The 14,112-nt window shown below is 50.9% G+C and carries 15 protein-coding genes; 8 read left to right on the top strand and 7 right to left on the bottom strand.

Features of this window, described 5'->3' with window-relative positions; all coding sequences use genetic code 11:
* Nucleotides 1-76 precede the first annotated feature (76 nt).
* The 5 genes from H3L98_RS00855 (at nucleotide 77) to H3L98_RS00875 (ending at nucleotide 4,719) form a co-directional block, all read left to right on the top strand.
* Entirely contained in the window at nucleotides 77-943 is an 867-nt protein-coding gene (locus H3L98_RS00855) for a DUF808 domain-containing protein (protein ID WP_027022065.1), read from the top strand.
* Nucleotides 944-973: 30 nt separating this feature from the next.
* Nucleotides 974-1,903, top strand: coding sequence for a bifunctional riboflavin kinase/FAD synthetase (ribF, locus tag H3L98_RS00860; protein WP_051532076.1), 930 nt, complete (start codon nucleotides 974-976; stop codon nucleotides 1,901-1,903).
* Between the two features lie 140 nt (nucleotides 1,904-2,043).
* Entirely contained in the window at nucleotides 2,044-3,477 is a 1,434-nt protein-coding gene (gene lpdA, locus H3L98_RS00865) for a dihydrolipoyl dehydrogenase (RefSeq protein WP_027022063.1), read from the top strand.
* A 284-nt stretch (nucleotides 3,478-3,761) separates the two neighbouring features.
* Complete coding sequence (locus tag H3L98_RS00870; RefSeq protein ID WP_182078440.1) at nucleotides 3,762-4,325, top strand: hypothetical protein; 564 nt, start codon at nucleotides 3,762-3,764, stop codon at nucleotides 4,323-4,325.
* Nucleotides 4,318-4,719, top strand: a complete 402-nt coding sequence (locus H3L98_RS00875; protein ID WP_156932292.1) for a hypothetical protein — start codon at nucleotides 4,318-4,320, stop codon at nucleotides 4,717-4,719. Before H3L98_RS00870 ends, H3L98_RS00875 begins: the two co-directional genes overlap by 8 nt.
* Here the strand turns inward: H3L98_RS00875 and H3L98_RS00880 are convergent.
* From H3L98_RS00880 to H3L98_RS00910, 7 genes are all read right to left on the bottom strand, one after another.
* Complete coding sequence (locus tag H3L98_RS00880) at nucleotides 4,708-5,721, bottom strand: YeiH family protein (protein WP_027022060.1); 1,014 nt, start codon at nucleotides 5,719-5,721, stop codon at nucleotides 4,708-4,710. The genes H3L98_RS00875 and H3L98_RS00880 overlap by 12 nt on opposite strands.
* Before the next feature lie 90 nt (nucleotides 5,722-5,811).
* A complete protein-coding gene (gene tatC / locus H3L98_RS00885; RefSeq protein ID WP_027022059.1) occupies nucleotides 5,812-6,534 on the bottom strand; it encodes a twin-arginine translocase subunit TatC in 723 nt (240 codons plus the stop codon).
* On the bottom strand, nucleotides 6,531-6,944 hold the full coding sequence (gene tatB, locus H3L98_RS00890) for a Sec-independent protein translocase protein TatB (RefSeq protein WP_027022058.1): 414 nt from the start codon (nucleotides 6,942-6,944) through the stop codon (nucleotides 6,531-6,533). The genes tatC and tatB overlap by 4 nt, the downstream gene beginning before the upstream one ends.
* Nucleotides 6,944-7,156, bottom strand: coding sequence for a Sec-independent protein translocase subunit TatA (gene tatA / locus H3L98_RS00895; protein WP_027022057.1), 213 nt, complete (start codon nucleotides 7,154-7,156; stop codon nucleotides 6,944-6,946). The genes tatB and tatA overlap by 1 nt, the downstream gene beginning before the upstream one ends.
* Nucleotides 7,157-7,173: 17 nt before the next feature.
* Entirely contained in the window at nucleotides 7,174-7,503 is a 330-nt protein-coding gene (locus tag H3L98_RS00900; protein ID WP_027022056.1) for a histidine triad nucleotide-binding protein, read from the bottom strand.
* 144 nt (nucleotides 7,504-7,647) lie between these two features.
* Nucleotides 7,648-9,102 (bottom strand): OmpP1/FadL family transporter, encoded by a 1,455-nt coding sequence (locus H3L98_RS00905; protein ID WP_027022055.1) that lies wholly within the window; start codon nucleotides 9,100-9,102, stop codon nucleotides 7,648-7,650.
* A complete protein-coding gene (locus tag H3L98_RS00910; protein ID WP_034333574.1) occupies nucleotides 9,092-9,343 on the bottom strand; it encodes a hypothetical protein in 252 nt (83 codons plus the stop codon). The genes H3L98_RS00905 and H3L98_RS00910 overlap by 11 nt, the downstream gene beginning before the upstream one ends.
* An 81-nt stretch (nucleotides 9,344-9,424) precedes the next feature.
* Here H3L98_RS00910 and H3L98_RS00915 point away from each other — a divergent pair, with 81 nt between their 5' ends.
* The 3 genes from H3L98_RS00915 to H3L98_RS00925 all read left to right on the top strand — a co-directional run bounded on the left by H3L98_RS00915 (nucleotide 9,425) and on the right by H3L98_RS00925 (nucleotide 14,018).
* Nucleotides 9,425-10,741 carry a CitMHS family transporter gene (locus H3L98_RS00915; RefSeq protein ID WP_027022054.1) on the top strand — a complete coding sequence of 439 codons (1,317 nt, stop codon included), beginning with the start codon at nucleotides 9,425-9,427 and terminating at the stop codon, nucleotides 10,739-10,741.
* Between the two features lie 129 nt (nucleotides 10,742-10,870).
* Nucleotides 10,871-13,087 carry a tape measure protein gene (locus H3L98_RS00920; RefSeq protein ID WP_276512639.1) on the top strand — a complete coding sequence of 739 codons (2,217 nt, stop codon included), beginning with the start codon at nucleotides 10,871-10,873 and terminating at the stop codon, nucleotides 13,085-13,087.
* An 85-nt stretch (nucleotides 13,088-13,172) separates the two neighbouring features.
* Complete coding sequence (locus H3L98_RS00925; protein ID WP_034333571.1) at nucleotides 13,173-14,018, top strand: J domain-containing protein; 846 nt, start codon at nucleotides 13,173-13,175, stop codon at nucleotides 14,016-14,018.
* Nucleotides 14,019-14,112 lie beyond the last annotated feature (94 nt).

Here is a 14,112-nt window from a genome sequence, read left to right on the forward strand (position 1 = left end):
CACCCAAGGGGCAAAGCCTGTGCTTTGCCCCTTTACGCTATAATGCCCCGTTTAAACCAATTGATTAGGAACCATCATGGCATTTTCTTCCCTGTTTACCCTGTTGGACGACATTACCGCCGTGTTAGACGATGTAGCACTGATGACCAAAATGGCAGCCAAAAAAACCGCTGGTGTGGTGGGCGACGATTTGGCATTAAATGCCAACCAAGTTACGGGCGTACGCGCCGAACGCGAGTTGCCCGTGGTGTGGGCAGTGGCAAAAGGGTCGTTTTGGAATAAAGTGATATTGGTGCCGATTGCGCTGCTGTTGGCGGTATTTGCGCCCGTATTGATTACGCCGCTGTTGATGATAGGCGGCGCGTATTTGTGTTTTGAAGGTGTGGAAAAACTGTTGCACAAATTTTTTCCCCACCACGACGAAGCCGAAACCGCACCCGCTGCGGAAATAGACGAAAGTGCCAAAATCCGTGGCGCAATACGCACCGATTTTATTTTATCGGCAGAAATCATTATTTTGGCATTGGGCGTGGTAGAACAATCGCCTTTGTCCATCAAAATTGGCGCATTGTGCGCGATTGCCATTGGCATGACGGTATTTGTGTACGGATTGGTCGCTTTAATTGTGAAAGCCGATGATTTTGGTGCCTACCTGCTTACCAAACCCGCTGCCGCTGCACGCCAATTCGGACGTGGGATTTTAACGGTTATGCCGTGGCTGATGCGCGGCTTGAGCGTGGCGGGAACGGCGGCGATGTTTTTGGTGGGCGGCGGGATTTTCACGCACGGCATTCCTGCCTTGCATCATTTTTTACACCAGCGCGGCTGGGACACAGGCGTGATGGCGCTGTTGGCGGATTTGCTGACGGGCGTGGTGGTGGGTGCGGCAGTGTGTGCTGTGGTTTTGCCGTTGCTGAAACTGCTGTCTAAAAAATCTCACTAATCATTATTTTTCAAACAGATAAACAATCCAATGGATATTTGCTTTAACCGCCGTCCTTTCCGTGCCGATTCGCCCCGTGCTGTTACCATCGGCAATTTTGACGGCGTACATTTGGGACACAAACACATTTTGCAAACCCTGCGCACCGAAGCGCAGGCGCGGCGTTTGCAAACCGCCGTGGTGATATTTGAACCGCAGCCGCCCGAATTTTTCGCCCGCCGTCTCGGTACGCCCGACCCGCTGCGGCTAACCCCCTTGCGCGACAAACTGCGTCTGCTCAAACAAAGCGGCTGCGTGGATGCCGTGCGGGTGCTGCGGTTTAATGCCGAATTTGCCGCCCAATGTGCGCCCGATTTTATCCGTCAAACCCTGTGCCGCGACATGAACACCCGCTATCTGCTGGTGGGCGACGATTTCCGCTTTGGCAAAGGGCGCGGCGGCGATTTTGCCTTGCTGCGCCAATGCACTGATTTTGTTACCGAACAAACCCCCAGCGTATTGGCAGCAGGCGGACGTGCCAGCAGCACTGCCGTGCGCTATGCCCTGCAACAAGGGCGTTTGGATATGGCACAACAAATTCTCGGTCGCCCTTATGCTTTAAGCGGGCGCGTAAAACACGGTGCTAAATTAGGGCGCACACTCGGCTGCCCTACCGCCAACATCCATCTGCCCGCCCACCGCTACGCCTTAAACGGCGTGTTTGTGATAGAAGCATCGGGCAGCTTCGGCACACGTTACGGCGTTGCCAGTTTTGGCACGAACCCCACCGTTTCCGACACCCCCTCTGCCAAGCTGGAAGTGCATTTATTTGATTTTCAGGGCAAGCTATACGGACAACGCCTAGAAGTGTCGTTTTTGCACAAGCTGCGCGATGAAACCCGTTTCAGCAGCTTAAACGCTTTGCAGGCACAAATCCAAGCCGATATGGACGCGGCGCGTAATTGGGCAGGTGCACGTTGAAGTCTCGCTTTTTCGGCAACAAGGCTTTAAAATAACGCCGTTTGCGCGTAGCGTTTACGCGCCCGTTTCCGCTTTGCGTACCGTTTTCCCCCCGAAAACGGCAAATTCCCCCACCCGTCTTGTGATATAAAGGAAAAACAATGTCCCAATTTGATGTTGCCGTAATCGGCGCAGGTCCTGGCGGTTATGTTGCCGCCATCCGCGCTGCCCAACTGGGTTTGCGTACCGTGTGCATCGACGCTGGCACCAATAAAGCTGGCGATGCCCCCGCCTTGGGCGGCACCTGCCTGAATGTCGGCTGCATTCCGTCTAAAGCCCTGCTGCAATCAAGCGAACACGTCCACACCATTTTGCACGACTTTGCCGAACACGGCATCAGCTTAAGCGAAGTGCGTTTTGATGCCGAAAAAATGATTGAGCGCAAAGACGCCATCGTTACCAAGCTCACAGGCGGTATCAAATACCTGTTTCAAAAAAACAAAGTAGAAAGCATTTTTGGACGTGCTTCCTTTGCCGGCAAACACGGCGACAACTGGCAGCTTTTGATTGACAACGGCAAAGGCGAACACCGCAGCATTGAAGCCACCCATGTGATTGTGGCAACAGGTTCTGTACCGCGCCCACTGCCGCTCACCGAAATCGACAACATCAATGTTTTGGACAACGAAGGCGCACTCAACCTTACCCGCGTTCCAGGCAAACTGGGCGTAATCGGTTCGGGCGTGATTGGTTTGGAAATGGGTTCGGTATGGAAGCGCGTGGGCGCAGACGTAACCATTTTGGAAGCCGCCCCCACCTTCCTTGCCGCCGCCGACCAACAAATCGCCAAAGAAGCCTTTAAATACTTTACCAAAGAACAAGGGCTGAACATTGAATTGGGCGTAAAAATCGCCGCCGTAAATAAAGGCGCAAACAGCGTTTCCGTTCAATACGAACACAACGGCGAAAGCAAAACCGTGGTATTTGACAAACTGATTGTTGCCATCGGACGCATTCCCAACACCCAAGGTCTGAATCCCGAAGCCGTCGGTTTGGCGGTGGACGAACGCGGATTCATTACCGTAGATGACGAATGCCGCACCAATCTGCCCAATGTTTGGGCGATTGGCGACGTGGTTCGCGGTCCGATGCTCGCGCACAAAGCCAGCGATGAAGGCGTTGCCGTTGCCGAGCGCATTGTCGGACAAAAACCCCATCTCGATTTCAACTGCATTCCGTGGGTCATTTATACCGACCCCGAAATCGCATGGGCAGGCAAAACCGAAGAACAACTGAAAGCCGAAGGCATTGCCTACAAAAAAGGCACATCAGGCTTTGGTGCCAACGGACGCGCCTTGGGCTTGGGTAAAGCCAAAGGCACGGTAAAAGTGCTGACCTGTGCCGAAACCGACCGCGTATTGGGCGTACACATGATTGGACCGATGGTAAGCGAACTGGTTGCCGAAGCCGTGATGGCATTGGAATTTAAAGCCAGCGGCGAAGACATTGCCCGCATTGTGCACGCGCACCCCACCTTGTCGGAAGTGCTGCACGAAGCCGCGCTTGCCGCCGACAAACGCGCCCTGCACGGCTAAAATCCCATTTTGATGTTTCCATGCGGACAGGCAGCAGATGCGCCCGTCCGCATTTTGATACCCGCCGTTTCCCCAGCCAAGGCATACTGATGAATCAAGAAACCGTTTTAAATCAAATTAAAGCTATTATTTTGCCGTATATTCAAAATAATAACGATAAGATTAGGTTTGGAAGCCAAGCCTATCCAGACGTAGGTCAAATAGGAATTGAAAGAATTTCATCAGAAAAAATAAGCGAATATATTGAAATATCAATAGATGAAACCTGTTCACTTCACAATCTGATGCTGGATTTACAAAAATGCCAAGATTTTAGTCCCGAACCGTGGACACATTTCCAAGCTATTGTTTACCGTTCAGGTCATATAGATTGGCAACTGGCTAATATTCCCTATGAAGATAACTGGATAAGTCTAGATATGCGTGGCATTAGCGAACTAACATGGACAGAAGCCGATGCCCATCGTATTCCGTATGATATTTGGAAAAAGAAATCCAAACAGTATATCAGCGAACACGACCGTTTTTATCAGGAATTACTGTCTGTTTTTGAAAGAAATATGGAACGCGTAGGCTGGACGGTACTGTTTCGCGGCAGCATGATTCAAGGACAGCCGCAGTATGAAGCCTTTGCTATTGAAGCAGATGGCACTTTCCACCCCCAAGCCCTTGAATTAAAGAAAAGCCAGCACTTGCGCTTACCCAAGCTGTTGCGGCAAATGCAAAAATCCAAACTCTATCCGCAGCCGTGGACGCATTTTGAATGCCGTTTGGGTTTTATGATTCCGTTTGAATTTCAGGTTTCCCGCCACCCCGAAACCGAACCATCTGAAAATCATCATGTTTAATAAATATTTAATCTTATCCGCTGCGATGCTTTGTGCTGCTTGCGCCGTTCCGTCTGCCACGCCGTCTGTGCTGGGCAAATGGCGTTGTGAACACCCCCGCTTTACGCAAACACTGCACTTTGGCGCAGACCACAGCCTTGTCCGCACGCTTACCTTGCACCAGCCCAAATCGGGTATGCGTTTTCGCGGTACTTGGCAATGGCAAAACGGTTATCTGCACACGCACGACCAGCCGATTTTGCCACGCCCGCAGGATTTACCCATGCCCGAAAAAACTGCGCCTTGGTTGTCTGTGCGTTACCGTGTGCGTGCGCCTGAAGCAAATACCCTGTTGCTGCAAGCCGAAAATGATTCGGAAATCTTACATTGCCGTCAAATATCGTCAGGACATTAAGGCAACAAGACCTACGTTTACCGCGTAACCACCCACCAGCAGAAATACCGCCAACATCGCCGCCAATAATAAGGGTTTCGCGCCTGCCTGCCGCACCGCCGCTGCCTGTGTCCGCAAGCCCAAAGCCGCCATTGCCATTGCCAGTATAAAAGTATCAATTTGCACCAGCATTTCTACCCATGCAGTCGGCAACCACTGCAGCGAATTTAATCCCGCCACCGCAATAAAACCCAACACAAACCACGGCAATGCAATACGGTGTTTGCCCCCGTGCGTATCAGGACGGCGACGCGACAGCCACGCCCCCAACACCAGCAAAAACGGCGCAAGCAGCATTACCCGCAACATTTTTTCAATCACCGCCACCGCCGCAGCGGTTTCACTAATGGCATTACCCGCCACCACCACTTGTGCCACTTCATGCACGGTAGAACCCACATACAGCCCGTAAGCCTGTTCGTTCATCCCCAGCCACGGATACAGCAGCGGATAGGCAAACATCGCTACCGTACCGAATACCACCACCGTTGCCACCGCCACCGCCGTTTTGTGGGCATCGGCTTTGACAACGGGTTCTGCACCCATGACCGCCGCTGCCCCGCACACGGAAGCCCCCGCACCAATCAGCATCGCCGTGTCTTCGTCCATCTGCAAACGCTTACCCAAGTAACACGCCAGCAAAAAGGTTGCCGACAGCATCACCGCATCAATCAGCACACCCGTCCAACCCACCTGCACGATTTGGCTAAATGTAATCCGAAAACCATACAGCACAATCCCTGCCCTTAACAGGCGTGTACGGGCAAAATCCACCCCCGCGCCCGCACCTGCCACCACACGCGCAAACACGCTATTTCCCAACACCATCCCCACCACAATCGCCACTGTCAGCGCACCAATGCCCCAGTTTTGCAACACAGGCAAACGCGCCAACGCAATACTGGCTGCTGCCAATACCGCTGCCAATACCAATCCCACGCCGTTTTTATGCCAAAAATTCATCTTTCACGTTTTCCATTCCAAGCATTTTGATCATAAACACCAAGCAAAAACCATATCCCCCGAATCGGTGGGCTGATTCGGGGGACGGGTTTAATCGCGGCGCATACTTCGACACACCAGCAAACCGATTTCATACAGCGCCAGCATGGGTAGTGCCAACATCACTTGCGATAAGACATCGGGCGGCGTGACCACCGCTGCCACCACAAACACCCCCACCACCACATACGGACGCGCCGCTTTTAGGGTTTCCAGCGATACCGCCCCGCCCCGATACAGCAACACCACCGCCACAGGCACTTCAAACGCCGCCCCGAATGCCAAAAACATCCCCAATACAAACGACAGATAATTGCCGATATCGGTTGCCATATTGACCCCTTCGGGCGTCATCGCCGCCAAAAAGCGGAACGCAGCGGGAAACACCAAAAAATAACAAAATGCCACCCCCGCTGCAAACAACAGCAGGCTAGAAGCCAATAAAGGCACAATCAGGCGTTTTTCATTACGGTACAGCGCAGGTGCAACAAACGCCCAGATATGGTAAAGCGTATTGGGCAGCGACAAAACCAATCCACCCATAAACGCCACTTTTAAAGGCACAAACAGCGGCGATGCCACATCGGTCGCAATCATGCTGGTTTGCGGCGGCAATACCGACAGCAAGGGTTTGGCAATCAGCGCATACAGTTCCTGCGCCCACGGCAGCAGCACCAGTATCCCGATGACGATACCCGCCACGATATACAGCAAGCGGCGGCGCAATTCCAGCAAATGAGCGGTTAAAGGCTGTTCTTCGGCGTGTTCGGTCATCGGCGAATCCTTAAACGCGGCGGACGGCGGCGCAAATCACGTTTGCGTGCCAAAGATTGTTTGTAAACAGATTTTACCTGCAAACCCGTGATGCGGTTTGGCACACCGTGTTCGTCCAAACCAAAATCGGCAGGCGTACGCGGTTCGGGCAAACGTTCCCATGCAGGCAAAGTGTCGTGCAGGCTGTCGCGGATATCCGCTGCCGCATCTTCAAATTCGGTTTTGATTTTCGCCAGCTCCGCATATTCGCCCTGACGCATCAGCTCGCCTTTCACATTGCCGGCCATGCGGCGGATTTTTCCCACCCACTGCCCCGCCGTGCGCGCAGCTTGCGGCAGGCGTTCCGGACCCAACACCACCAATGCCACCGCGCCTGCCACCAGCATCTCGCTAAAGCTCAGCTCAAACATTATGCGCTTTTATCGTTTTTTGCGCCTGCATCGGCTTTTTCGGCAGGTGCATCGTTTTTATCGTTTTCGGCACTGCCTTTTTCCAAGCCTTCTTTAAAATCGTGTACCGCACCGCCCAAATCGCGCCCCACATTGCGTAATTTTTTCGTTCCAAAAATCAGCACCACCACCAGCAAAACCACCAGCCAATGCCAAATTGACGTGAATCCCATGTTTTATCTCCTAAAATTTAAGGCGCGGGCGTACCCAAAATATGAATATGCAGGTGGAACACTTCCTGTCCGCCACCTTTGCCCGTATTGATTTGGGTTTTAAAACCCGCGTTTAAACCGTGTTCGCGGGCAATCTGCGGTACTTTTACCATCATTTTGCCCAATAAATCGGCGTGTGTTTCATCAGCGTGCGCCAGCGAATCCAAATGCACTTTGGGAATCAGCAACAAATGCACGGGCGCAGCAGGATGAATATCTTTAAAACACAGCATATCCGCATCTTCATACACCACCGTAGCGGGAATCTGCCGATGAATAATTTTGCAGAAAATACATTCTTCGTTCATGATTTTGTTTCGCCTTCCTAAAGGGCAAAACGGCATTTTAACAAAATTCCGTTTTGTGTGGTTTGCCAAACTGCACACGGCGCAAGCGGATTGGGTTTTCCGCCTGCGCCGTGTGCGATTAGGGACACGCCCTAGCCGTTTGAATTAAAATTTAAACGTATATTGTGCGCCCAAAATATTGGCATAGTTTTTAAATTTTGCCGAAGATGCGCCTTTGCTGTCCACATCGCGCCCGCTGGCACGGGGTGCGTTCATTGCTGTATCGTTGATGTGGATGTGGCTGTATGCCACGTCAAACACATGCTGTTTGCCTAAGTTGTATTTCACACCTGCCGACCACCAAATACGGTTGCCGTCAGGCAAAGTATTCAAACGCGATTCGGCACTGCGTACGGGGCTTTGGTCAAACGCCACACCAGCGCGTAACTGCAAAGGCTCGCTGACTTGATACGATGCGCCCAACGCCACTTTAAACGTATCGCGCCAGTTCGGGCTTAAATGCGTATGGTCTGCCGTGCCGCCGCCACCGATTTTTTTCGCATTTTCAAATTTCAGCGTAGCCGTTTTAAAACGGCTGTGGCGCGTCCAAGTGATGTCGCCAAACACATCTACCTTATCGCTGGCTTGATACATACCGTGTACCGACAGCGATTCGGGTGTCACAATTTTTACTGATGCATTTTCTTCAGGCACATAGCCGTTATCGGCAACGGCTTTTTTCGCCACCGCCGACAAAGGCAGATTTACCCCCGCAGCCACAGGCACGGGATTGTGATTATTAAACACCGAAGCGGCGTTATCGGTATCGTAATGCCATTTGGCTTTGCCTTTGAGCGTGTGCGACACATGCGAACGGTAATTTACCCCCACGCGGGCGCGTTCGTTAATGTCAAACAACCAGCCCAAATGATAACCAAAGCCCCAGTCCTTGCCTTTTACTTCGGCATAGCCGTCTGTCTTACCGTGGGTTTGTGCATTGGGATTGCGTTCTGCCGCTTTAATGGCATTATCAAATGCACCTGTGGCGTTCCAATCGGCAAATTTACGCAATTCGGCATCGGAATGCTGGGCAATCAAACCCACACCAAACGAATGCTTGTCGCCCGCACGAAACGCCAACGCAGGCTCAACCGCAATGGTGGTCAAACCCAATTTATTCATATTGTAGCGCAGCACCGAATCTTTATCGTATTTGGTGCCCGATGCAAACGGCGTATAAACCCCCACGCCCACGCTTAAACGGTCGTTGATTTTGTATGCACCATAAAGATGCGGCGCAACCGCTGCTGCCACGGTAATCTTGCCCGAACGGCTACCGTTTACTGGTTTGCCGTTAATATGCTGTGCCTGTGCATCAAAATAATGAATATGCGGCATCACCACATTTAATGCCGCAGACACTTCATGCTGTTCCAGCTTGTTCAAACCCGCAGGGTTATAAAATAAAGTAGTCGCATCAGATGCTTCTGCACCGTTGGCATTGGCAGTGCTTTGTGCGCTGACTGACTGTGTACCAAAATGATAACCCGAAGCCGCAGCCTGATGCGCAAACAAAGTACACGCCAGCCACGCCAACGGTTTTAAAGTTTTAGACAACATCAACGAAACCCCTTTCAAAAATCTTTTCATCAAATAAATAAAAAAACCACATCAAAACAGCATGGAATGCCTTAATCCAAGCGTTTTGACAAGCGACTTGTAAAGCATAGATTGGTAATTCTATTCTAAACAACCGAAAAAAAACAGTATTTTTTATAAAAAATTTGATTGGGGAAAGCAGCCGTTTTTTTACAACCTCCGACAATTGACCGCCTGCTTGCCCTTCTGTAGAATCGCGCAAATTTTTTCCCAAGCACACTTATAAATCAACAAATATTTGATTTTAAATGTTTTTAAAACACACTTTCATAAGGAATTTTTCATGCTGACTTTTATCGGATTATCCATTATTGCGATAATCGTTGCCCTGCTGATTAGCGAAAAAGTCTCGCCTGTGATTGCCATGATTTTAGTGCCTTTGGCGGGCGCATTGGCAGCAGATTTTAATTTGGCACAAATTGAAACCTTTTACACAGACGGCACCAAATCGGTGCTGAAAATCGTAACCATGTTCATTTTTGCCATTTTGTTTTTTGGCATTATGAGCGATGCGGGTTTGTTCAAACCGCTGATTGACGGGCTGGTGCGGCTGACACGCGGCAATATTGTTGCCGTGAGTGTCGGCACGGTGCTGGTTTCTGTGGTCGCCCAGCTGGACGGCGCAGGCGCAACCACCTTTTTGCTGGTTGTACCTGCTCTGCTGCCGTTGTATCAGCGTCTTGGCATGAATCCTTACTTATTGTTTTTACTACTGGCTGCCAGCGCAGGATTGATTAACTTACTGCCGTGGGGCGGACCGACAGGGCGCGTTGCCACCGTATTGGAAATGGACGTAGGCGAGTTATACAAACCCCTGTTTACCGTGCAAATCATTGGTTTGGTGTATATTTTGGCACTGTCAGCATTTTTGGGCGTGCGCGAGAAAAAACGCATTTTGGCAGAACATGGCAAATTGCCCGATGTTGGCAACCTGCTTGCCCAAGCCCCCGCCGTGGCAGACCATTTGGCACGTCCCAAATTATTTTGGGTAAACATCGGCTTATTTGTCTTAACCATGGGCGTACTGTTTTCCGACACCCTGCCCGCAGGCTATGTGTTTATGATTGCCACCTCGCTGGCATTGCTGATTAACTACCGCCAGCCCAAACAACAAATTGAACGCATCAACGCCCACGCAGGCGGCGCGATTATGATGGCAAGCATTATTTTGGCAGCGGGTACATTTTTAGGCATTTTAAAAGGTTCGGAGATGCTTGATGCCATTGCCAAAGATTTGGTAAGCGTGCTACCCAATGCACTTTTGCCCTATCTACATATTATTGTGGGGATTTTTGGTATTCCTTTGGAATTGGTACTCAGCACCGATGCCTATTATTTCGGTTTGTTCCCTGTGGTGGAACAAATTACTTCGCAATCGGGCGTGGACCCACGAGCTGCGGGTTATGCTATGCTGATTGGCAGTATTGTTGGCACATTTGTGACTCCGCTTTCGCCCGCGCTATGGATGGGCTTGGGCTTGGCACAGCTTTCTATGGGCAAACATATCCGCTATTCGTTTTTCTGGATTTGGGCTTTATCGCTGCTGATTTTGGCAAGCAGTATTATGGTGGGGGTCGTGCCTTTGCATCCTGCGCCCTAACAAATTGGGTTAAGAAATCAGCCCTGCAATCATTGCTGTTGCAGGGCTGATTTTATACTTTTCCTTTAGGTTTTTAAGAAACAAATACAGTAACTGGCGTATGAAAAATTAAGTATTTTAACTATAAGTGTGGGGCAATTGAGAAGCCTTGCCCAAAATGGCGAATTATCATCACAAAAATTAGTGCAAGCCCTGCAAAAAGCGGGCGATGGTGTCCGCGCTGATTTTGCCAAAACGGATTTTACCATCGCGCAATCGTTTACTGTTTTACAAAACAAATTAACCGAGTTTGTCGGACAAACAGGCGAAAGTTCGGGCGCAATTAAGGTGTTTTCAGGCACTTTGCGCTTTTTGGGCGACAATATAGACAGCGTGGCAACCGTAGTCGGCGGTTTAGCTGCGCTGTCGCTAACCCGTTGGGCAATCACTTCGGCGGCGGGGTTGGTGCAGATGACCGCCGCCATGATTGCCACATCGGGCGCAGCGGGTACGGCAACGGCGGCGCAAACGGCGTTATCGGTTGCGGTTGCTCGCACGGGTACGGCTTCTGCGCTGGCATCGTTCCAAGTTCGCGGTTTTGCGGGGTCGTTGGCGGTGCTGCGTGTGGGCGCGGTAGCGGCAACAGGTGCGTTGTTGGGTTTGGCGGCAGCCACGCTTAAAGCCAGCTTTAACCTGCTCGCCAAAGGTGCGAGTGTCGCGGGTGGTGCATTAACGGCAATGTCCGCCCGCATCGGCGCGGCAGGCACGGTCGGCAAATTAGGCGCAATCGGCACGGCAGCAGCGGCAGCGGGGACAGGCTTATACTCGCTTTACAAATTTACCAAAGGCGAAGATGCGTCCAACTGGATTAGTGATTCGGTGGACAAACTTTTTGGCTTGGACACGCAAGTAGAATCGCTGGGGACAAAGCTGTATGACTGGCTTAATCCCATTGAAAAGTTTAATGAAAAATTAGACGAAGCAGCGGTTAAAGCCCATGCGGTATCGGGCTGGCAATCCATTAGTGGCGCAATCGCCGCGCAAGGCGGTTTTGCCGAATATTCGGCAGGAAAACAAAGCGATGTGGGTTTGAGTAAAGCCATCAGCGACACCGTGCTGAAGTACCAAGAACAAGCGGCAGCGATTGGCAAAACCAAAGAGCAGATGGATTTGCTGACTTTGACGGCGCAGAAAGAAGAACTGCTTAAAAAGAAAAAAATTGAGTTTGAAGAAAAGTTTAAGCACGAAAACGCCGATAACCGCGCCAAACTGGTGCAGCAAAGTTTAGCCAATACTGCCGCCGCTTTAGATGCCGATATTAAAAGCGTTTCGGCAGCGATGAAGCAAGCAGAAACCGCCGCTAAAGCCAAAGCGGAAGCCGATAAAGCCGCCGAAATCGCCGCCAAAAACCGCCGCACCATTGACGAAAGCATGGCATCGCTGGCGCAGCAAATGGCAGAATTGGGCAAATCCAGCGAAGAAATCACGCAAATGCGTTTGGCGGCTGCGGGTGCAACGCAAGGCGAACTTGCCAAAACCCGCGCCATGCAAGACGTTATCCGTCAATATGAGCGGCAAGCAGGCGTAATGAAAACCCTTGACGACTTGCGCGGTCAGTTGGAACGTGTCGGCAAATCCGCCGCCGAAATCAAGCTGTTGGATTTGAAAAATGCGGGCGCGACTGCCGAACAATTGTCGCAGGCAAGCGCATTACTGCAAGCCATCGCCGCTAAAGAGCAGGCACACCAAACCATCAGCACAGCGGGCGATAAAATGCTGGGCGCGGCAAACATGATGCGCCAAGCTGCCGACAAATCGGTCAGCAGCGTTGATGAGCGTTATGCCGCGCTACAGGCAAAAGTGGCGCAATCCCGCGCCGCCGATGCCGCCCGTGAAGCCGATATTCGGCAGCGCGAAAAAGCCAAAGCCGCCACGCAAGGCGGGTTTACCGATTTGCAATGGCAACTGTGGTCGCGGCAAACCTACGGGCATGATTGGTATGAGCGCACGGCAGAATACAAAGCCGCTGTTGCCGCTTCTAAACAACACGCCGAAGCCGCTACAGCCGCCGCCGCATCACTGCAACAGGCGGGCGGCAGCTTGGGCAATGCCGCCCACAATCTGCAAAACGCCGCTGATAAGCTGTTTCAGCAGGCAACCAGCAGTTTGCCCGCACCTGCTGCCGTACAAAACGGCGTACAAGGTGCGCCCAATATGGGGCAAATTACCCTAGATTTGCGCTTTCCCAACGGCAAAGCCCTAACCGGTATTTTGTTTGGCAATCAAGAGTTTTTAAAGAAACTCAAAGAGCAGACCACCGCCAATGTGGAAAGTTGGCTGCTGGGTGTGCGCGATGCCGTGCGCTAACGGGATTTTTCCGCTGCATCAAGCCGTGTTTGGCTTGGTGCGGCGGAAGCCCTATAATCGGCTTTTCTGTTTGCGAGCCAATACCATGATTAACCTGTATCAATTATTGGGCATCGCCCCCAATGCCACGCCCGACCAAATCCGCAAAGCCCTAACCACCGCCGCACAACAACAATCCCTGCCTTTAGACACCCTGCAAAAATGCCAAACATGGCTATTAGACACAAGCAAGCGCAAGCAGTACAACGCCCGCTTGTTCGCCGAACACCCCGAAATTTTGGAAAACATGATGGCGCAAGCCAATCCGCCTGCCCCCGCTGAAACAGAAAAAACCGAACCCCCAACCAAACCATCACAAGCGAGCGGCAATCTGTATGAGTTATTGGGTGTCAAACCCAATGCGCCCGATGCCCTTATCCGCGATGCCATCAAACAAGCCGCCGAAAACGGCATGGATACCGATTTACTGGCACAAGCAAGGTTTCACTTGCTGCACAAAGAGCGGCGGACGAAATACAATCACAAAATCGGCATAAAAAGTCAAAAGAAACTATATTGGGGTATTGGCACAGTTTTAGCCATAATGGTTTGTATAGGCACTTGGAAATACATAAATCATTATGCTGAAAATGAAAAAATCAAAGCTATCAGCAAAGAAGTTTCTTTCCAGTTTAAAGACCCGCAAAGTGTTCAATTTGAAAATCTAAAGCTGGTTTGGATTGAAAATCAATGGCTGTATTTATGCGGTTTTGTCAATGCTAAAAATGGCTTTGGTGCTTATACAGGGTTATCGCCATTTGCATACGATACCACAATAAAATCATTGATTTTGCCTGATTCCAGTTACATTAACATTCCATCAAAAAAAGTAGAAAATCTCAAAATAATCAACAATGGCGAAGAAGCCATTAAGATAATTTGCCAACAGTAAAAACAGCGGCGCAGGACGGACGTTGTTTTTTGCCTATAGCGAGCTGCTACAATAGCAAAAACTCCCCTTTCGGGGCGTTCTGTTACCGATTAGG

Source organism: Conchiformibius steedae, from assembly GCF_014054725.1.
GTDB classification, from domain to species: Bacteria; Pseudomonadota; Gammaproteobacteria; order Burkholderiales; family Neisseriaceae; genus Conchiformibius; species Conchiformibius steedae.

What these genes read in the sequence shown, in the direction of transcription:
- H3L98_RS00855 (WP_027022065.1), top strand. Translation starts at nt 77, where the DNA reads ATGGCATTTTCTTCCCTGTTTACCCTGTTGGACGACATTACCGCCGTG.
- ribF (WP_051532076.1), top strand. Translation starts at nt 974, where the DNA reads ATGGATATTTGCTTTAACCGCCGTCCTTTCCGTGCCGATTCGCCCCGT.
- lpdA (WP_027022063.1), top strand. Translation starts at nt 2,044, where the DNA reads ATGTCCCAATTTGATGTTGCCGTAATCGGCGCAGGTCCTGGCGGTTAT.
- H3L98_RS00870 (WP_182078440.1), top strand. Translation starts at nt 3,762, where the DNA reads ATGCTGGATTTACAAAAATGCCAAGATTTTAGTCCCGAACCGTGGACA.
- H3L98_RS00875 (WP_156932292.1), top strand. Translation starts at nt 4,318, where the DNA reads ATGTTTAATAAATATTTAATCTTATCCGCTGCGATGCTTTGTGCTGCT.
- H3L98_RS00880 (WP_027022060.1), bottom strand. Translation starts at nt 5,721, where the DNA reads ATGAATTTTTGGCATAAAAACGGCGTGGGATTGGTATTGGCAGCGGTA.
- tatC (WP_027022059.1), bottom strand. Translation starts at nt 6,534, where the DNA reads ATGACCGAACACGCCGAAGAACAGCCTTTAACCGCTCATTTGCTGGAA.
- tatB (WP_027022058.1), bottom strand. Translation starts at nt 6,944, where the DNA reads ATGTTTGAGCTGAGCTTTAGCGAGATGCTGGTGGCAGGCGCGGTGGCA.
- tatA (WP_027022057.1), bottom strand. Translation starts at nt 7,156, where the DNA reads ATGGGATTCACGTCAATTTGGCATTGGCTGGTGGTTTTGCTGGTGGTG.
- H3L98_RS00900 (WP_027022056.1), bottom strand. Translation starts at nt 7,503, where the DNA reads ATGAACGAAGAATGTATTTTCTGCAAAATTATTCATCGGCAGATTCCC.
- H3L98_RS00905 (WP_027022055.1), bottom strand. Translation starts at nt 9,102, where the DNA reads ATGTTGTCTAAAACTTTAAAACCGTTGGCGTGGCTGGCGTGTACTTTG.
- H3L98_RS00915 (WP_027022054.1), top strand. Translation starts at nt 9,425, where the DNA reads ATGCTGACTTTTATCGGATTATCCATTATTGCGATAATCGTTGCCCTG.
- H3L98_RS00925 (WP_034333571.1), top strand. Translation starts at nt 13,173, where the DNA reads ATGATTAACCTGTATCAATTATTGGGCATCGCCCCCAATGCCACGCCC.